General features: G+C 67.3%; 21 protein-coding genes. 7 read left to right on the plus strand and 14 right to left on the minus strand.

All coding sequences use genetic code 11. From position 1 onward, the window contains the following. Window positions 1-18: 18 nt before the first annotated feature. The gene (locus ACW17W_RS05460; protein WP_492079725.1) at window positions 19-1587 is read right to left on the minus strand and encodes an alkaline phosphatase D family protein; all 1569 of its coding nucleotides are present in this window, start codon (window positions 1585-1587) and stop codon (window positions 19-21) included. 132 nt (window positions 1588-1719) lie between these two features. Between ACW17W_RS05460 and ACW17W_RS05465 the strand changes: the two genes are divergently transcribed. Then, window positions 1720-2157 carry a hypothetical protein gene (locus ACW17W_RS05465; protein ID WP_492079726.1) on the plus strand — a complete coding sequence of 146 codons (438 nt, stop codon included), beginning with the start codon at window positions 1720-1722 and terminating at the stop codon, window positions 2155-2157. Here the strand turns inward: ACW17W_RS05465 and ACW17W_RS05470 are convergent. The 5 genes from ACW17W_RS05470 to ACW17W_RS05490 form a co-directional block, all read right to left on the minus strand. Beyond that, window positions 2129-3442: a cytochrome P450 gene (locus ACW17W_RS05470; protein WP_492079727.1), complete on the minus strand. Its 1314-nt coding sequence runs from the start codon at window positions 3440-3442 to the stop codon at window positions 2129-2131. The genes ACW17W_RS05465 and ACW17W_RS05470 overlap by 29 nt on opposite strands. Before the next feature lie 136 nt (window positions 3443-3578). Then, a complete protein-coding gene (locus tag ACW17W_RS05475; RefSeq protein WP_492079728.1) occupies window positions 3579-3836 on the minus strand; it encodes a DUF2442 domain-containing protein in 258 nt (85 codons plus the stop codon). Next, a complete protein-coding gene (locus tag ACW17W_RS05480; RefSeq protein ID WP_492079729.1) occupies window positions 3817-4062 on the minus strand; it encodes a DUF4160 domain-containing protein in 246 nt (81 codons plus the stop codon). Before ACW17W_RS05480 ends, ACW17W_RS05475 begins: the two co-directional genes overlap by 20 nt. Before the next feature lie 5 nt (window positions 4063-4067). Beyond that, window positions 4068-6278: a phosphoribosylformylglycinamidine synthase subunit PurL gene (gene purL / locus ACW17W_RS05485; protein WP_492079730.1), complete on the minus strand. Its 2211-nt coding sequence runs from the start codon at window positions 6276-6278 to the stop codon at window positions 4068-4070. A gap of 60 nt (window positions 6279-6338) precedes the next feature. Further along, entirely contained in the window at window positions 6339-7136 is a 798-nt protein-coding gene (locus ACW17W_RS05490) for a TspO-related membrane protein (protein ID WP_492079731.1), read from the minus strand. Window positions 7137-7283: 147 nt separating this feature from the next. Here ACW17W_RS05490 and ACW17W_RS05495 point away from each other — a divergent pair, with 147 nt between their 5' ends. Both ACW17W_RS05495 and ACW17W_RS05500 read left to right on the plus strand, forming a co-directional pair. After that, window positions 7284-7502, plus strand: coding sequence for a hypothetical protein (locus ACW17W_RS05495; protein WP_492079732.1), 219 nt, complete (start codon window positions 7284-7286; stop codon window positions 7500-7502). A gap of 75 nt (window positions 7503-7577) precedes the next feature. After that, window positions 7578-8624 carry an aspartyl/asparaginyl beta-hydroxylase domain-containing protein gene (locus ACW17W_RS05500; RefSeq protein ID WP_492079733.1) on the plus strand — a complete coding sequence of 349 codons (1047 nt, stop codon included), beginning with the start codon at window positions 7578-7580 and terminating at the stop codon, window positions 8622-8624. A gap of 94 nt (window positions 8625-8718) precedes the next feature. Here ACW17W_RS05500 and ACW17W_RS05505 read toward each other — a convergent pair whose 3' ends face one another. The 6 genes from ACW17W_RS05505 to ACW17W_RS05530 form a co-directional block, all read right to left on the minus strand. Continuing rightward, a complete protein-coding gene (locus tag ACW17W_RS05505; RefSeq protein WP_492079734.1) occupies window positions 8719-9753 on the minus strand; it encodes a glycerophosphodiester phosphodiesterase family protein in 1035 nt (344 codons plus the stop codon). 58 nt (window positions 9754-9811) lie between these two features. After that, window positions 9812-10618 (minus strand): inositol monophosphatase family protein, encoded by an 807-nt coding sequence (locus ACW17W_RS05510; RefSeq protein WP_492079735.1) that lies wholly within the window; start codon window positions 10616-10618, stop codon window positions 9812-9814. A gap of 189 nt (window positions 10619-10807) precedes the next feature. Beyond that, window positions 10808-11377 carry an elongation factor P gene (gene efp / locus ACW17W_RS05515; RefSeq protein WP_492079736.1) on the minus strand — a complete coding sequence of 190 codons (570 nt, stop codon included), beginning with the start codon at window positions 11375-11377 and terminating at the stop codon, window positions 10808-10810. 112 nt (window positions 11378-11489) lie between these two features. Further along, window positions 11490-12044, minus strand: coding sequence for a tryptophan-rich sensory protein (locus tag ACW17W_RS05520; protein WP_492079737.1), 555 nt, complete (start codon window positions 12042-12044; stop codon window positions 11490-11492). 54 nt (window positions 12045-12098) lie between these two features. Continuing rightward, on the minus strand, window positions 12099-12347 hold the full coding sequence (locus ACW17W_RS05525) for a helix-turn-helix domain-containing protein (protein WP_492079738.1): 249 nt from the start codon (window positions 12345-12347) through the stop codon (window positions 12099-12101). Beyond that, window positions 12347-12844 (minus strand): DUF2975 domain-containing protein, encoded by a 498-nt coding sequence (locus ACW17W_RS05530; protein WP_492079740.1) that lies wholly within the window; start codon window positions 12842-12844, stop codon window positions 12347-12349. Before ACW17W_RS05530 ends, ACW17W_RS05525 begins: the two co-directional genes overlap by 1 nt. A 103-nt stretch (window positions 12845-12947) precedes the next feature. Between ACW17W_RS05530 and ACW17W_RS05535 the strand changes: the two genes are divergently transcribed. Both ACW17W_RS05535 and ACW17W_RS05540 read left to right on the plus strand, forming a co-directional pair. After that, window positions 12948-13886 carry an ABC transporter ATP-binding protein gene (locus ACW17W_RS05535; protein ID WP_492079741.1) on the plus strand — a complete coding sequence of 313 codons (939 nt, stop codon included), beginning with the start codon at window positions 12948-12950 and terminating at the stop codon, window positions 13884-13886. Beyond that, complete coding sequence (locus ACW17W_RS05540; protein WP_492079742.1) at window positions 13886-14611, plus strand: ABC transporter permease; 726 nt, start codon at window positions 13886-13888, stop codon at window positions 14609-14611. Before ACW17W_RS05535 ends, ACW17W_RS05540 begins: the two co-directional genes overlap by 1 nt. Window positions 14612-14617: 6 nt before the next feature. On the opposite strand, the gene bfr is transcribed toward ACW17W_RS05540, so the two are convergent. Continuing rightward, window positions 14618-15118, minus strand: coding sequence for a bacterioferritin (gene bfr, locus ACW17W_RS05545; protein WP_492079743.1), 501 nt, complete (start codon window positions 15116-15118; stop codon window positions 14618-14620). A gap of 200 nt (window positions 15119-15318) precedes the next feature. Then, a complete protein-coding gene (locus ACW17W_RS05550) occupies window positions 15319-15504 on the minus strand; it encodes a (2Fe-2S)-binding protein (RefSeq protein WP_444598238.1) in 186 nt (61 codons plus the stop codon). Window positions 15505-15627: 123 nt separating this feature from the next. On the opposite strand from ACW17W_RS05550, the gene thiE reads away from it, so the two are divergent. Beyond that, on the plus strand, window positions 15628-16296 hold the full coding sequence (thiE, locus tag ACW17W_RS05555) for a thiamine phosphate synthase (protein ID WP_492079744.1): 669 nt from the start codon (window positions 15628-15630) through the stop codon (window positions 16294-16296). A 104-nt stretch (window positions 16297-16400) separates the two neighbouring features. After that, window positions 16401-18107, plus strand: a complete 1707-nt coding sequence (locus tag ACW17W_RS05560; RefSeq protein ID WP_492079745.1) for a sensor histidine kinase — start codon at window positions 16401-16403, stop codon at window positions 18105-18107. Window positions 18108-18134 lie beyond the last annotated feature (27 nt).

Raw genomic sequence — 18134 nt, forward strand, 5'->3', positions numbered from 1 at the left:
GTCCGCGAGTGCGGGTGATCAGGCGCTGACGAGCCGGGCGTCGCCGGCCTCGATGGCCAGTTTCAGCCGCGTCGACAGGACGCCGTTGCGGTCGTGGATCTGGTCCAGAACCTTGAACTCGGTCTGCCAGCGTTCCTTCGTTACGTCACAGATCACATAGCCGCGCTGGCTGTTGCGGAACTTCAGCTGCGGGTTGGCGGCGAGGAAGGCCTCCTGATCCGGCCGCTGGTCCGATCCGTCGCCGCCCGAACTGATCGAGGTTGAGACGAATTCCGTGGCGATCGGCGCGCCTTCCGGATTGCGGCCGTCGATGTACAGTTCACCGGCATAGTTCTGATGCTCGTCCCCGGTCAGGACCACCACATTGTCTATGCGGCGGTCCTTGACGTGCTGCAGAAGGCGGGCGCGCGGCACGCGATATCCGGCCCAGCTGTCGGTGTTGACGCCATAGTCCGCGCCGGGGTTGCGATCCAGATCCATGACCATGATCTGCTGGGCCAGCACCTTCCAGGTCGCCTCCGAGCGATCCAGATTGCTCAGCAGCCAGGCTTCCTGCGCCTCGCCCAGCACCTGGGCCGCGCGGTCATTGATGCCGTCGCAACCGGCGTTGAACCGGTCCTCGCAGGGTTGGTCGGTACGGAACTGGCGGGTGTCGAGCAGGTTGAGGTCCAGCAGGTCGCCATAGACCGCACGGCGGTACAGTTGCATGGCCGATCCGCGCGGGAAGGAAGATTTCCGCAGCGGCATATGTTCGTAGTAGGCCTGCATGGCGGCTGCCTGACGCAGGGCGAAGACCTGCGGGTCGGTGCCGTCCTGATCGATACCGGAGACCCAGTTGTTGTCGATCTCGTGGTCGTCCCAGACGGTGAACCAGGCCGCCGAGGCGTGGCTGGCCTGCAGGTCCGCGTCCATCTTGTACTGGGCGTAACGCTGGCGATAGTCGGTGACGGTATAGACCTCGCCGCCGATGTGGGTGCGCAGGTTCTCCTGCGGGCTGGTGGAGCCGTAGAGACGGTTGCCGCGCCCTTCGTAGATATAGTCGCCGTAGCAGTAGATGAAGTCCAGGTCCTCGCCGGCGATCTTGCGATGGGCGGTATAGTAGCCGCTCTCATAGGCCTGACAGCCGACAACGCCGAACCGAACCCCTGCCAGGGCCGCGCCGGCGACGGGCATGGTCTTGGCGCGACCCACGCCCGACCGCTCGCGACCGGAGGTGAAACGATAGAAATAGGGACGGCCCGGCTCCAGACCCCCGACCTCGACATGGACGGCGTGGCCCAGTTCGGGGCGGGCGACGGCCTCACCCTTCTGCACCACGCTGTTTCCGAAGCCGGCCTCGGTCGCCACCTCCCACGAGACGGCGACGGGTTGCGACGGCATGCCGTGGTCAGGCTCCAGGGGGCGGGGCGCCAGCCGCGTCCAGATCACGAACCCGTCGGGCAGGGGATCGCCCGCGGCCACGCCCAGCTGGAACGGATTGTCCTCGTAGACCATCTGGGCCATGGCCTGACGCCCGGCGACCAGGGTCGCGCCGCCCGCCGCCACAGTCAGCAGCAGACCCCGCCGCGAAAGATCGATCCTGCTCATGGGGCTGCTCCGACTGTTCGGCCCCCTTCTAGCCCGGCCATGTGACAGTCCTCTTGCGACTGTCAGCCGCCGTCAGGTGCGCGGGCAGTTTTGTCCGCCTAGTTTCCACAGGATCAGGCGCGGAGGCAGAGTATGGGGCGGATCGAATGGGGGCGGACCCTTGCGGTCGTCTTGGTCTTCACCCTGGTGGGGCCGTTCATCGGCTTTCTGACCGCCCTGGGCTGGACGATCTCGCAGGTTCCGGCCGATGAGCCGAAGTTGAGATCGTTGTTGCTGCTGTCCGGCTTTTTCACGGTGATCATCGCCTATGTGATCGGACTGCCCTTCTCGATCCTGACCGGGCTGGCCGCAGCCTTTTCATCGCCATGGATCCGGTCGAGCCTGATCTGGGTTCTCGCCACGACAGCCTTCGGGGCGGCGGTCACCTTCCTGTTGCACCCGGTGGTCAGCCCGAACACCGGTCAGGGCATCGTGGTCGCCAGCAGCGCCGTGGCGTCCCTCGGCTGCGCTTTGGCGCTCGCCCTCGTCCGGCCGCGCGGGATCAGGCCGCAGGCGGCGTCCTTGCCCTGAGGCGCAGGTATATCGGCTCGCGGCCGCGCAGCGTGACCTGATGGACCGGGTGAGGCTCGACGGGGGTGACGGCCTCAATTCCGGCGGTGCGAAGGACCGTCGCCAGGGCGATCATCGCCTCCTGCATGGCGAAGGCCGCGCCGATGCAGACGCGGGGCCCGGCGCTGAACGGGATCCATGCATAGCGGTCGATGGACTTGCGGTTCTCAGGCAGGAACCGTTCGGGCCGGAAGGCGGCGGGATCGTCCCACAGCCGCTCGTGCCGATGCAGAACCCACGGAGAAATGATCACGGCCGTTCCGGCCTCGATCGCCTGGCCGCCGATCACATCCGCGCCCAGCGCCCGGCGGGCCAGGGTCGGCGCCGGGGGGAACAGCCGCATGGCCTCCTCGATCACGGCGCGGGTCCAGGGCAGGCGATCGGTCCAGTCGGGCGATAAGACATCCAGACCGTCGGCCTCGACCTTGAGGCGCTCCGCCACGTCCGCGCTGCGCGAGATCAGATGCAGGGTCCAGCCCAGGGTGCGGGCTGTGGTCTCGTGACCGGCCAGGATGAAGGTCAGGATGTTGGCGGCGACCTCGCGGTCGGTCAGGGCGGCGCCGTCGGCTTCGTCACGCGCGGACAGGAGAGCGGTCAACAGGTCGTCAGGCGCAGCCTCCCCCGCCTCGATCCGCGCCCGCCGCGCCGAGACCAGGGCGGCCACCTTGCGTTCGAAAAAACGGGCCGTGTCGCCGGCGGCAAGGCGGCCGAGGCGCGGGATCCAGTTCGGGGCGCCGATCACATCCAGCGGGCTGATCCGCGCGCCAACCCCCAGATAGCGGTTCAGCGCCGCCTCGAAACCCTGCGCATCGCCGTCCAGTTCATCGGAAAACAGGGTGGCGGACAGGATGTCGAAGGTCAGGCCCGACATCTCCGAGTCGATGTTCAGGACGCGAGCGCCCTGATCCAGCCGCCAGCTGTCGACGCGGCGGGCGCAGACCTCGGCCATCCGGCCGGCGGTCCTGACGGTGCGGGCGGGGGTGAACAGGGGGGCGAGGATACGCCGGGCGCGCCGCCAGACATCGCCTTCGGTCAGCAGCAGGCCGTCAGCCAGCAGCGGCCCCAGAACCCGGCGCTGCAAGGCGCCCTTCTCATAGTTGGCGGCGTTTTCGGTCAGGACGTGGCGGACGCCTTCGGGGTGGCTGACCACCATGACAGCGCCCAGCGGGCCCTTGCCGTAAAGTTGCGGCTCGCGGAAATGGCGCTCGGACCAGATGCCCAGAGGGTCGCGCCAGGCCTGGAGCATGAAGGGCAATGTTCCGAGCGGCGCCGTGCGTCGCGCCGGCGTCCAGGGACGGAAAAGCGGAGAACCATCGGCCATGCCGCGAAGCCTAGGCCCCGAACGTGGCGCCGGGAAGACAGGCTGGGTTGAGGGCTCGGGATCAGGCCGCCGTTGCCGGCCGGTTGGTCATGTCGCCGCGCCCGGCGATCAGGCCTTCGACGGAAATATCCTCGTCGATTTCGTCCCAATGCAGACCTTCGCCCGCATAGCCTATGCGAACAGCATTCCGCTGGTCCGGCGTTGCATCCAGAAGGCGAGGAAACCAGGCTAACGGAATCCCCAACGTGCGACCGTCGTCGAGATCGACCCACATGGTGTAGTCGTCGAACCAAACCTTCTTAGCCGCTGAAGTGGGCATTCCATCTCCGTTCGATCCGTTCGCGCTCCTTGCGGATGATCCACGTGAGCTCGGCCAGCGTCTTGCGATCATAGCCCTTTTCGGATGCGACGCGAACCTCCGGCCATAACCAGAATTTCGCTTTCCCGTTCGCGCTCTCGACGTGGATGTGGACGGGTTCGCGAGGTGTGCCCTCGTTAGAATAGAAATGAAAGCGGTAGCCCTTGTGGCGGAAAACCTCGGGCATCGCCTTCAGCTCTCGATCCAGCCCGGCATCCAGCCCTCGTGCCATTCGCGCAGGTGGGTGAGGGGGATACGGAACAGGTCGCCCGAGGCGAAGTCCGCTCCGCCGACCCGGCCGACGACCGAGGCGTGCAAACCGGCTTCCTGCGCCGCCGCGATCAGGGCGGCGGGGTCCGACACCGCCGTCAGATAGCGGGCCTGATCCTCGCCAAACAGGAAGATGTGGGCGTGGGTCGCCGACGTTGCGTCCAGCTCGATACCGACATCCGAGGCCAGGGCGATGTCGGCTGCAGCGCCGATCAGGCCGCCGTCCGACAGGTCGTGGACACAGGTCAGGTCGCCGGCCTCGATCAGATCGCGGACGAAGTCGCCCGTCCTGCGCTCCAGCTTCATGTCGACCGGCGGCGGGGCGCCGTCCTCGCGGCCCAGCACCTCGCGCAGATAAATCGAGGCGCCCAGTTCGCCGACCGTCTCGCCGATCAGCACCAGAACATCGCCCTCGACCGCCCCGCCGAAGCCGACGACGACATCATAGTTGGGCAACAGGCCCACGGCGCCCACGGTCGGGGTCGGCGGAATGGCGACGCCGTTGGTCTCGTTATACAGGCTGACGTTGCCGCTCACGACGGGGAAGGCCAGTTCGCGGCAGGCCTCGGCCATGCCGTCGATGGCGCGGACGATCTGGCCCATGATCTCGGGCCGCTGCGGGTTGCCGAAGTTCAGGTTGTCGGTGATGGCGATCGGGCGCGAACCGACGGCGGTCAGGTTGCGCCAGGCCTCGGCCACGGCCTGTTTGCCGCCCTCATAGGGGTCGTTCTGGACGTAGCGGGGGGTGCAGTCGCTGGTCACGGCCAGACCCTTGTCCGTGCCGTGGACGCGGACCACGCCCGCGTCGGCGCCCGTCGCCGAATCCTGCAGCGTATCGGCCATGACGTGGCGGTCGTACTGTTCCCAGATCCAGCGTTTGGAGGCCATGTCGGGGCAGGCGATGACCTTCATCACCGCATCGGCCCAGTTCTCCGGCGCGGGCACGTCCGCCGCGGCGAGGCGCGGGTGCAGCTCGGGCTGGACCCACGGCCGGTCGTACAGGGGCGCATCGTCGAACAGGGGGGCGAGCGGCACGTCGCAAACGGTCTCGCCGTGATGCTTCAGCACCAGACGTCCGGTGTCGGTGGTCACGCCGATGACGGCGGCGTCCAGTCCCCATTTCTTGAAGATGCGGTGGCCGTCTTCCTCACGGCCGGGTTTCAGAACGGCCAGCATCCGCTCCTGGCTTTCCGACAGCATCATTTCATAGGCCGTCATGCCGGTTTCGCGCTGGGGCACGGCGCCCATATCCAGCTCGATGCCGACGCCGCCCTTGCCGGCCATCTCGACCGAGGAGGAGGTCAGGCCCGCCGCGCCCATGTCCTGGATGGCGGCCACGGCGCCCGAGGCCATCAGTTCGAGGGTCGCCTCGATCAGCAGCTTTTCGGCGAAGGGGTCTCCGACCTGCACCGTCGGGCGTTTGCTGTCCGACTCGTCGTCGAACTCGGCCGAGGACATGGTCGCGCCGTGGATGCCGTCACGGCCGGTCTTGGAGCCGAAATAGACCACCGACAGGCCGGCCGAGGGCGCGGCGGAATAGAAGATGCTGTCCGCCCTGGCCAGACCCACGCACATGGCGTTGACCAGGATGTTGCCGTTGTAGCCGGCGTGGAAATTGGTCTCGCCCGCCACGGTCGGCACACCGACGCAGTTGCCGTAGCCGCCGATGCCCGAGACGACGCCCTTGACCAGGCGCCTGGTCTTCTCGTGCGACGGATCGCCGAAGCGCAGGGCGTTCAGCAGGGCCACCGGGCGCGCGCCCATGGTAAAGACGTCGCGCATGATGCCGCCCACGCCCGTCGCCGCGCCCTGATAGGGCTCGATATAGGAGGGGTGGTTGTGGCTCTCCATCTTGAAGATGCAGGCGTCGCCGTCGTCGATGTCGATCACCCCGGCGTTCTCGCCCGGCCCGCAGATGACGCGGGGTCCGGTGGTCGGGAACTTGCCCAGGTGGATCTTGGAGGATTTGTACGAGCAGTGCTCGGACCACATGACCGAGAAGACCCCCAGCTCGACATGGTTGGGTTCACGCCCCAGCCGTTCCAGCACGACGGCGTATTCATTGGGGGCCAGGCCGTATTCGGCGGCCAGCTCGGCCATCGACTTTTCGGGGGTCTTTTCAGAAGCGCTCATGGCCGCGCCTTCTAGACGGACTCGCGACGAGAGTCAGCCATGGTCGGCCTTCCGTTCCGGCTAAAGCGCGCGCTCGACTCCGGGTTTCAGGCGGAAGGCCAGAAGAACGCCCGCCACGATCAGGATGACGGCAGCCGCAAGAGCCGTAAAGGCCAGGGTCGGGTTGCGTTCCTGTTCGGCCGCGAAGGCCCCGATCAGACCCCAGGCGATGGGCAGGGGATAGGCCAGAAGCCGCAGCCGCCAGGTCACGACCAGGGCCACCAGGGTCACGACGGCAACCGCAAGGATCGCCCAGCCGGTGGGCGAGAGGGCGGGGGGAAGCGCATCCAGCGCCGTCGCCGTGGTGATAAGGTTCAGCGGGGCCGCCACCGTCAGCCAGCCGGCGAGAGCCGCCAGCGGCCAGGCCACCAGCCAACGGTCCCGGTCGACGCGCGGCAGGCTGCGGATCGTTCCGGCATTGATCAACAGAGGGACCAGCAGGGCCAGCAGGGAGGCGAAGATGACGCCCACACTGGCGACCTTCAGGTTCATGGCCGCGACGATGATCCAGAAGCCGATCCCGAACAGGGCGACCGCCGAGGGCCAGCCCATCCGGTTGATCAGGGTGCTCTCGCCCGTCTGGGGCAGGGCCTGCCGGATCGCATAGGCCATCAGCCCCAGGTAGATCAGGCCCCAGATCGAGAAGGCATATCCCGCGACCCGAAGGGTCGTATTGCCGTCAGCGGCGAACTCGGCCTGGGTCAGTCCCAGCCCCGCGAGGTTCTGGACCAACGGCACGACGACCGCGAAGACGGCGGCGGAGAGGACGACCAGGCGTCGGGTGCGCTGGGTCGGGGTAGGACGGGCGATGGAGGACATGGGCGGACTTTCGGTGACGCTTGAACACCCCATACGCCGGACTGACGGCAAAGGTTCATTCCCCAGGCCATTCCGGCGGCGCATTTGACGATATGGAACCCCGGCGGGGCCGACCGGTTGTCTCATCTGGACCTCAAGGAGACCGACATGACCGACGTTGACAATCGCGACGCCGAGACCCCGCATTTCGAGACCGACGAGGTCGACGCCAACCTGGCCATTGAACAGGGTCTGGGCGTCGGCGCACGGGAACTGGCCGCCCAGCGCGATCCCGGCGGCGTCGTGACCCCGACTGAAGACGAGGATGCTGATCCGGACGCCCTTGACCAGACCGAAGGTCGCGACGTGGCCGACGCAGACGAGTAGCCACGGTTGACGCTAACCGCTTGAACCTCTCGTTTTGGGCTTGACGATCACGGATCGGCGACATCCGATCCGGGGATGGCGTTCAGCGACAGGGAAGACCTCCAGAGGCGGCTGGCCGAGGCCGAAGGACGGCTGGCGGCTGATCCCGGCGACATGGGCGGCCTGATTGCAAAGGGCGACGCGCTGGCAGGGCTTGGCGACGCCCGTGCGGCCTCAACCTTCTACAACGCGGCGCTCAGATCGGCCGGGCAGGCGCAGGGACAAGGCCGGGCCCTGCCGCCTCAACTCGTGCCCGAGCTGCGGCGGGCCCAGGCGGCGGTGAAGGCCCAGGCCGAGGCCTTCCAGACCCATCTGGCCGAGGGTCTGGCGGCCGCCGGTTTCGAACCGGCGACCTCCAGCGATCGTTTCGCCCTGTCGCTGGACCTGATGGCCGGACGTAAACAGCTGTATTTCCAGCAGCCGCGCTTCTATCTGTTTCCCGGCCTGCCGCAGGTGCAGTTCCAGCCGCGCGAGACCCTGCCCTGGCTGTCGGCCGTGGAGCAGGCGACGGACGACATCGCCGCCGAGCTGCGGGGCCTGCTGGACGAGCCGGGCCTGTTCCAGCCCTATATCCAGCCCCGCGACGACCGGCCCAACTCGGATCAGGCCGGAATGATGGCCAATCCCGACTGGAGCGCCCTGTTTCTCTGGAAGGACGGGACGGAGCAGCCGGACATCGCCCGCCGCTGCCCGCGCACCATGGAGGTCCTGGCCGACGTCCCCCTTTGCCGGATCGAGGGCCGGACCCCGTCCATCCTGTTTTCGCGGCTGACGCCGGGAGCGAGGATTCCGCCGCATCACGGGCTGATCAATACGCGTCTGATCTGCCACCTGCCGCTGATCACCCCGCCGGGCTGCAGCTTCCGCGTCGGCAACGACGTGCGCGAATGGGAGCAGGGCCGGGCATGGGCCTTCGACGACACCATCGAACACGAAGCGGTCAATCGCAGCGGCCGGGACCGCACCATCCTGATCTTCGACGTCTGGAAGCCGGAACTGACGGCCGAAGAGCGTGAACTGGTCGAGACCCTGTTCCGCACCATCGACGCCTATGGCGCCGGCGGGGCCGCCTGGGGGGTGTGAAAACGTCTGTCCCCTCCGTCCTCCTCGGGCTTGACCCGGGGATCGGAAGTTGAAGCCACCCCTCGGGTCGAGCCCGAGGGTGACGAATATCTGATCAGTCGGCCTTGAGCAGGCCCGGGAAGTCGGTGAAGACGGCGTCGACGCCAAGATCCGCGAAGGCTTGCGCATAGCCCGCCATGTCGCCCCGGCCGCCCGGCTTCTCGCCGAGCCGACGCTCCAGCGGCAGGAAGGCGTTTTCGGCGCGCAGGGTCCAGACCACGACCTTCAACCCTGCGGCGTGCGCGTCGGCCACCAGGGTCGTCGGGGCGGTGGTGCGGCCGTCCGTATCGCGGGGCAGGACCAGACTGGTGTCGACGCCGATATAGTCCGCGTGGGGGGCGATCGCGGCGAGAATTTCGGGCGATACCCGGTCGCCCCATTTCAGATCCGGCCGGTCCGCCGGGCTTTCGTTGACCGCCATCAGCTGCAGCAGGGGCGTGTCGATGATGGTCCGGAGCCGCTGCAGGGGGCCGACCTCGAAACACTGGATGATCACCGGGGCGTCGGCGCCCGTCAGGCCGTTGGCGCGCAGGGCCTTCAGCAGGGCCGCCTCCATGTCGAGGCCATGGGCGGCGAAATGCGACGGATGCTTCAGCTCCGGCGCGACCCCGACATTGCGACCCGCCAGGACGGAGGCGTCGCGGGCGATGTCGATGACGTCCTGAAACGTCAGGAGGCGCTGGTCGTCAAAGGCGGTATTGGCCGGACGCAGTTCGGGCAGCCGCTCCCGGGCGCGCAGGGAGCGCAGCTCCAGCAGGGTGAAATCCTCGGTGAACCAGCCCTCTACCGTCTGGCCGTTGATGACCTGACGGCGGCGGCGATCTGCGTATTCGGGATGGTCGGCGACATTGGTCGTGCCGCCGATCTCGTTCTCGTGCCGGACGACCAGATGGCCGTCCTTTGACATGACCAGATCCGGCTCGATGAAGTCCGCCCCCTGTTCGATGGCCCGTTCATAGGCCGCGCGCGTGTGCTCGGGGCGTTCGCCCGAGGCGCCGCGATGCGCGATGACGAGCGGCGAGGGGACGGGCTGGGCCACGACAGGGGTCGCCATGATCAGGACCGCGAGAGACAGGATGAGGCGAAACATGACCGCCGGATAGACTGCGACCGAGACAGGCGGATGACGTTCATCGTCCGACGTCGGGTCAACTGGCCTGCAGCACCCGGCGCAGCTGGGGATGAAGCTCGGCGTTGGTCGCCAGGATGGACACGCCCGTCTTGGGGTCGCCGTCGGCCTCGATGGTGGTGACCTGACCCCCGGCCTCGGTGACGAACAATATGCCCGCCGCCACGTCCCAGGGCTTGAGGTTGCGCTCGTAATAGGCGTCGAACCGCCCGGCGGCGACCCAGGCGAAGTCCAGCGAGGCCGCGCCCAGACGGCGGATGCCCGCGACGCGCTGACCGATGCCGTGAATATCCTTGATGGCCTGGGCGTGGCCGGACTTGCCGATGAAGGGCAGGCCGGTGGCGATCAGGCTTTCCGACAGGTCGCGACGGCCGCCGACGCGGATGCGCTGGTCGTTCAGATAGCAGCCCTTGCCCTTTTCAGCCCAGAACAGCTCGTTCATCACGGGGTTGTAGGTGACCCCGGCCACGATTTCCGAACTGCCGTCCGGCGCGGTGCGTTGCAGCCCCACCGTGATGGCGAAATGGGGCATGGCGTGCATGAAGTTGGTCGTGCCGTCGATCGGGTCGACGATCCACAGGTGGGACTTGTCGGTGCCCTCGGTCAGGCCGCGCTCCTCGCCCAGGAAGCCATAGCCGGGGCGCGCCTTCATCAGCAGTTCGTAGAGGGTGTCCTCGGCCTTGATGTCGGCGGCGGTGACGAAGTCGCCGGGGCCCTTGCGCGACACCTGCAGCTGGGCGACCTCGCCGAAGTCGCGCAGCATCGGCCGGGCGGTCTTGCGAACCGCGTCGATCATGACGGAAACGAGGGCGGAGGCGAGGGCCATGGGCGGGGGTGCTTTACGATGTGGGGGTCAGCCGGGTGGCTGGTGATCGGTGGCTGGTGGGTGATTAGTGGCTAGTGATTAGTGATTGTTGGCTCGGGTGCCGGTCTCTCGGGATCGGCACTGGTGCTGCAGCGACAATCACTCGTCACTAACCACTAACCACCGAAACGCACTGCGCCCCCCGACCCCCTATTCCGCGCGGCGGACGTATTCGCCGGTCGTCGTGTCGACGATGATGCGCTCGCCGGCGGACATATAGGGCGGGATCATGATGCGGACGCCGTTGTCGGCCAGGGCGGGCTTGTAGGAGGACGAGGCGGTCTGGCCCTTCACGGTCGGCTCGGTCTCGGCGACGGTCAGGGTCACCTGATCCGGCAGCGACAGGCCGATCGGGCGCTCTTCGTGCATCTCGATGACGACCTTCATACCCTCCTGCAGATAGGCGATGCGGTCTTCGCCGACCCAGTCCTTCTGCAGTTCGATCTGCTCGTAGGTGGCGTCGTCCATGAAGACCAGGCTGTCGCCGTTGTCGAACAGATAGGAGAAGTCCTTCTGCTCCAGCGTCACCCGCTCGACCTTGTCTTCCGACCGGAAACGCTCGTTCAGCTTGTTGCCGGTCTCAAGGTTCTTGGCCTCGACGTTGGCGAAGGCGCCGCCCTTGCCGGGCTTGACGTGGCTGGCCTTGGTCACGACCCAGAGGCCGCCGTTGTGCTGAAGGACCATGCCGGGCTTGATGGTATTGCCGTTGATCTTGGCCATCGGAGATTCACTGTCTGAAGGACGCGCCGGTCCCGTGACGGGCGCGCAAAAGAGGGCGCGATCCCTAGAGGAAGCGGTTCAAAAGGGCAATGGGGGCGGCTTCACCCGGCCTTCAGTGCACGGACGCGCGCTGCTCGTCGATCTTGCGCTCGACCATGTTGGCGATCCGGACTCCGGCGCCGGCAGGCGCGGCGGCCTTGCCCGCGCCGTCATCCAGCTTGCGCGCCTCGTGGGCGAAGGCGGCGGCGAGGCCGGCGCTGGTCATGGCCGCAGCCATCTGGCCGAACAGGGTCGAGGGGCGGGCGGCCAGCCACAGGGCGTTGACGCCCTGGGCCATCGCCCACAGGCCGAGCGAGCGGTTGCGCCCCGGCCGCGACGGCGCATTCCAGACCCGCAAGGCCGACAGTGTCGTGGCGGAAAAGACCGCGGGCAGGATCAGGCTCAGCGAACCCGTCGGCCGTTCGGTGATGGGGCCGGCCTGGTCACGCAGATGACGCGGCGTGCGGCGCGGCTTGATGGCCCCCGTGGCGAGAGCGGTGGCCAGGATGGCGAAGCCGGCCGTCACGGCAATGCCCAACGCCACATGCCCGGGGCTGCGTCCGTCGCTGTTCAGAAACTCCGTCGCCGCATCGGCCACGTCGTCCAGTCTGTCGTCGATGCTGCTCATGGTCCCGCCTCCTTAACCGTGAAGGTTCAATGGGCGGACTTGGGGACGGTTCCCTCAGACTGCCTCCTCATCCCCCTCCGGCGGCGCGAGGTCGGCCGGGTCGAGGTCGTAGTCGAGGAGGTCGCCGGGCTTGCAGCCCAGGGCCGCGCACAGCCGGCCCAGGGTGCGGAAGCGGATTCCCTTCACCTTGCCGGAGCGGAACAGGGACAGCTGGGTCTCGCTGATGCCGACCTGTGCGGCGAGATCGCGCGCCTTCAGCCCCTTCTTGACGATCAGGGCGTCGAGGGTGACGCGAACCGCCATCAGACCATCTCGTCCAGCTCGGCCTGAAGCCGGCCGGCCTGATCGATGACCCGGCCCAGCAGGAACAGGGCGCCGCCGATCATGCCGAGGGTCATGCCGGCCACGTCGAAATAGGCCCAGCTGCCGCGCCCGTCCCCGAGCAGCCGCACGATATTGGTGATGCCGAAGACGCTGAGCAGGCCGCCGACCCCGAGGGCCAGCCCGACCCGGCGCAGGGCCGCGGATAGCGTCGGCTGGATCAGCCTCCCACGGGACAGCTGCCCCAACGCCGACCCGATCGACCAGACCGCGAACAGATAGAGCAGGGCGGGCGATCCCCAGAGGACCTCTCGAAGCAGCAGGTCGATCTGGCGGCTTTCTCCCCGCAGGACAAACACCAGGGGCGCGATCACATACATCAGCGCCAGCACCGCCCCCACGCTGCACACCATGAAGATCGCCAGCCAGCGGAACTGGCGGCACATGCGGCGGAAACGGGCGAGATCGTCGGCGGCCATGGGGTCTGTCCGGGGCTGGAAACCTGTCTTGTCTTTAATCTTGACTTAAAGAGCAGGCCTGCGCAACTTTATATCTGACTTAAACAAACGGGAGGGCCGCCCGATGGCCGCCGCCATAGAAACCCACGCGCTCACCCGCCGTTTCAGGAGTCGAACGGCCGTGGACGCCCTGTCGATGACGGTGCCGGATCGGGCGGTCTATGGCTTTCTGGGTCGCAACGGGGCCGGCAAGACCACGACGCTGAAGATGCTGCTGGGCCTGATCCAGCCGACCTCGGGTTCGGCCGTCATCTGCGGCGTCGATGTGGCGCGCGACCGGATCGGGGCCTCGCGCCGGGTCGGGGCCCTGCTGGAGGCCCACGGCTTCTACGGCAATCTGACGGGGCGCGAGAACCTGGACCTGACCCGCACCCTGCTGGGCCTGCCTGCCAGTGAGATCGGGCGGGTGATCGAGGTGGTCGAGATGGCCGAACACGCCCCGCGCCGGGTCAGCGACTATTCCCTCGGCATGCGTCAGCGGCTGGGTCTGGCCCGCGCCATGCTGGGCGCTCCGCCGGTGCTGGTTCTGGACGAGCCGACCAACGGGCTGGACCCCGACGGCATCGCCGACATGCGCCGCTTCCTGCGAGACCTGCCGGACCGGACCGGGGCGACCGTCCTGTTGTCCAGCCACCTGCTGGGCGAGATCGAACAGACGGCCACCCATGTCGGCATCATCAACGACGGACGGCTGGTGCTGGAGGGGAAACTGGCGGCGTTGAAGGCGGGACTGGCGCCTCAAATCCTGATCCGGACGGCCGATCCGGAAAAGGCGAGGGCGGTGATCGCTGCCCGGGGCCTGTCGGGCGATCCGGCCTCCGAGGGCCTGACCGTCGACCTCAAACCCGGCGCGGATGCTGACGCCGCCTCTGCCGGACTGAATGCGGCCCTCGTCGAGGCCGGTGTGGCGGTGTTCGCCATCGGTCCCCGCCCGCGCTCGCTGGAGGGCCTGTATCATAGCGTGGCCGCCGCCACGTCCGTCCGAACCGAAGAGGCCGCCTGATGCTCGCCGTCCTGAATGTCGAGATCCGCAAGCTGAACCGGTCTCTGGCCCTGCTGCTGGCCGTGGCGGCGCCGAGCCTGATCGCCGTCTTCGGCTTCTTCATGGTGCTGCGAGGCGACAGGCCCCAGCCCTGGGACATGTGGATCGGCGCTGCGTCGGCGATATGGGCCTATTTCATGATGCCCATGAGCGTCACCGCCCTGACTGCGCTTGTGGCCCATATGGAGCATGGGCCGAAGAGTTGGGATCATCTGCGCGCCCTGCCGGTGGCGCGCTGGAAACTCTACGCCGCCAAGGCGATCTGCGTCATCGGTCTGGTGCTGCTGATGAGCGCGGGCGTGCTGGTCCTGACGGCGGGGTCTGTCGCCCTGGCCTCCCAGATCAAGCCCGTCGTGGCGCCGTCCGGGGCGTTCGAACTGGCGGCCTATGCCAGGGCCCTGGGTTTGATGGCGCTGGCCGGGACCCTGATGATCGCCATCCAGTTCTGGGTCGCGCTGCGCTTCGCCAGCTTCGTCCCGGCCCTGGTCGTCGGCATCGGCGGGACCTTCTTCGCCGTGGTGGCCACAGCGGCTAAACAGGGGGTCTTCATGCCCTGGCAGATGCCGGTCAACATCATGGCCTCCGAGGCCTGGCGGGTGAACACCGCACTGGGCCTCGGCGGCGGCCTGGGTCTGGTCGTTCTGGCGCTGGCGATCCTGCACCTCGCCCGGCGCGAGGTGCTCTGACCCCGATCAGCCCCCCGTGGCGCCGTTGTCGGTGACGATCTCCTTCATCGCCGACTGCAGATAGTTCGGGGCGCCCATCAGTTCGATCAGCTTGTGCTGGTTCTCGAGGAAGTCGATGTGCTCCTCGGTGTCGGCCAGGATCTTCATCAGCAGGTCGCGGCTGACATAGTCGCGGGCCTGTTCGCACTGGGTCACGGCGGCGGCGGTGGTCTCGCGGCTGTCGAGCTCCAGCTGCAGGTCGGCGCCCAGGCATTCGATGGGGTCCTCGCCCACCTTCAGCTTGTGCAGGTCCTGCAGATTGGGCAGGCCGTCGAGGAACAGGACGCGCTTGATCAGCATGTCGGCGTGTTTCATCTCGCCGATCGATTCCTCGTAGATGACCTGGCCCAGGTGGGCCAGGCCCCAGCTCTCGAACATGCGGGCGTGCAGGAAATACTGGTTCACCGCCGTCAGTTCATTGGTCAGAACCGCATTCAGGGTGCGGATGATCGCAGGATCGCCCTTCATGGTCAGGCCTCTTCTTCTGGTCTGGCGACGGAGTGACCGCCCGGGCGGCGAATCTGGATCCCCATCGACGGGTCCAACAGAAATACCACGGAAAATGCCGGGCGGGGCTTTTGAGTCGGAATATCACCGCATTGATATTGCGAGTGATTTTTGATGCCTTTTGGCGGCGAGAGTCGCGTCTGAACGCGGTGACCGCCCGGCTATTCCGCCGCCATGGCGAAGGCCTGACGGCTTTCGTCGATCATCTCGCGCATTTCGCAGACGCATTTGGCGCACTGGGCCTGGCACTGGTTGGCGGCGAAGATGTCGCGCGGACGGCAGGCCCCCGCCTCGATGGCGAGGGCGACATCACGCTGGCGCAGACCGTTGCAGTTGCAGACGTACAAGAGCGGCGAATCCGGTTTAATCCGACTGATAATCATTCTCTATCGCGATGCCAGAGCGAGTGCAAGTCGTTCGCAGAAGGCTGCGGCATTGACGACAGCGGCCCAGCGCGCCACTTCCGCGACATGGCCCGAACCCCGCAAATCCCCGACCGTCCGCCCACGCGGCTCTATCTGATCACCCCGCCCGTCATTGATGATCTGGACGCCTTCGCGCAGGATCTGGAGGCCGCGCTTGGGGCAGGAGACGTCGCGGCCCTGCAGGTGCGGCTGAAGCCCGCCGACGATGCGACGATCCGGGCGGCGGTCGAACGACTGGGGCCGATCGCGCGGGCCCGCGATGTGGCCCTGATCCTGAATGACCGGCCGGACCTGGCCCAGGCCCTGGGCTGCGACGGGGTGCATGTCGGACAGTCGGACGCCTCGGTGGCCTCTGCGCGACGGATCATGGGGGCGAACGCCATGATCGGCGCGACCTGTCATGACAGCCGCGACCTGGCCATGGAGGCGGCGGAGGCGGGGGCCGACTATGTCGCCTTCGGCGCCTTCTTCCCGACCGACACCAAGACAACGACCCACAGGCCCGATCCCGAGATCCTGACCGTCTGGCAGGAGACCGTCGAAATCCCCTGTGTCGCCATCGGCGGCATCACAGCCGCGACAGCGGGACAGCTGGCGCGGGCCGGCGCCGACTTCGTCGCCGTCAGTGCGGCGGTCTGGCGCCACCCCGACGGTGCTGCGGCCGGGGTCAGGGCGCTCAATGCAGGCCTCGCGGGTGCGCTGACCGCCCTGTGATCCGGTCATGATGCACCCACACTCACGATTCCTGTGGGTGACTTCAGGGGATATTTAGGAAGCTGATGTTCTGGTGCGGGACTTGAAGCTCTGCCGGAATTCTCATGAACCTCAGCCGCGCCATGGATATGGGTGAAGCCGCCGTCATCGCGGCTGTCTCTTCCGCGCGCCCCACCCCGATGAAAGATCCCGTCCTGCGGCCGGGCAGCGGCAGGGGGGAGGTCTTTGACCAGCCGCTGATCCCGATTGCGACGGCTCTGGTTGTCGCCGTCCTGACCATGCTGACCATCCGCCTGGGTCATGCTCCGGACAGGACTGTGGTGCTGTGGATCACCAATGCGGTCGCCGCCGGCGTCTGGTTGAGATCGGGCAGGGGCGGCGCCTATGACCTGTGCTTCGGCGCCCTGATGGCGTTCGGCATCATGGCGGGCGAGTTCCTGTCAGGTTATTCGCCGGCAGAGGCGGCCTTGCTGACCCTGGCCAATATGGTCGAGGTCGTGGCGGCGGTGCTGCTGATCCGCCGTCTGTCTCCGGGTCTGTCGATCGTTTCGGTGCGTTCGGCCTTGCAGGTCATGGCGGCTCTGGGTCTGGCCGCCCTGCTGGGCGGGGTCGTGGGCGCCCTTGTCCTGGCCGGGCTGCGCGGTACGCCTCTGGCGACAGGCCTTCAGGTCTGGAGCTTCGGGCACGCCCTGGGTCTGGTGATCGTCACCCCCCTGCTGTTGTCGGTGGATCGGCAGGCGATCGCGCAATTCCGCTCGCCGATCCGTCTGGTCGAGGCGGTCGTGCTCCTCGGGCTGACGATTGGCGCCGCCTATGTGTTGAGTTTCACCATCTCTTCCCCGTTGGCCTTTCTCATCAATCCCCTGCTGCTGGTCATTGCCGTGCGCCTGCGGATCAATGGCCTCGCCGTGGCGATGCTGGCGGTGTCGATCTGCCTTCTGGGAGGGATCCTCCTCGGGCGGGGGCCGGCGGCGACGGCGGGCATGCCGATCCCGATTCGCGTGGTCATGGCCCAGCTGGTCCTGATTTTCGCCTGTGTTCCCTATCTTATGGTCGCGGCCCTGATCGAGGAAAGGGACCGGCTCTGGGCCCAGGCCAGAGCCGCCCTGGCGGCGGCCGAAAGGGCGTCGGAGGCCAAGTCGCGTCTGCTGGCCAATGTGGCGCACGAGATCAAGAGCCCCGTCGCCGGCGTCATCGGCATCGGCGAGATGTGGGCCTCGGGTCAACTGGGAGAGGTCAACGCCACCCAGGCGGAAATGGCCGGAATGTTGGTCAAGACGGCGCGACAGGTGGAAACCCTGGCTCATGACCTGCTGGATGTGGCGCGGGCCGAGGCCGGAACGGTCAAGGTCGACCCCCGGCCGACGGAGATCGTCAACCTGGTCGAGGATGTGCGTCGTACGGCGGCCCTGCGACCCGAGGCGCGTGACGTCATCATGGAAGTCGTGCCGGAAGCGTCGAGCCTGATCGCCCAGGCGGACTCGCAGCGTCTGCGGCAGGTGATCGACAATCTGGCGGTGAACGCCCTGAAGTACGGCGGCACGGGCGGCTCGGTGATCTTCCGCGTCAAACACTGCGCGCTCGGCGTCCGGATCGAGGTGGCCGACAAGGGGCCAGGATTGTCTCAGGCCCAGCAGGCGCAGTTGTTCGAGCCGTTCAACCGGCTGGGCCTGGAGCGGACCTCCGTCGAGGGACATGGCGTGGGCCTCGCCCTCGCGCGGCGGCTGGTTGAGTTGCAGGGCGGAGAGATCGGCGTCATCTCGTCGCCGGGCCAGGGCGCAACCTTCTGGGTCGAGATTCCTGCGGCCTGAACGGCCTTGCTGTCGCCCCCTTTCCCG

Source organism: Brevundimonas sp. FV1ye29L (genome assembly GCF_058681095.1).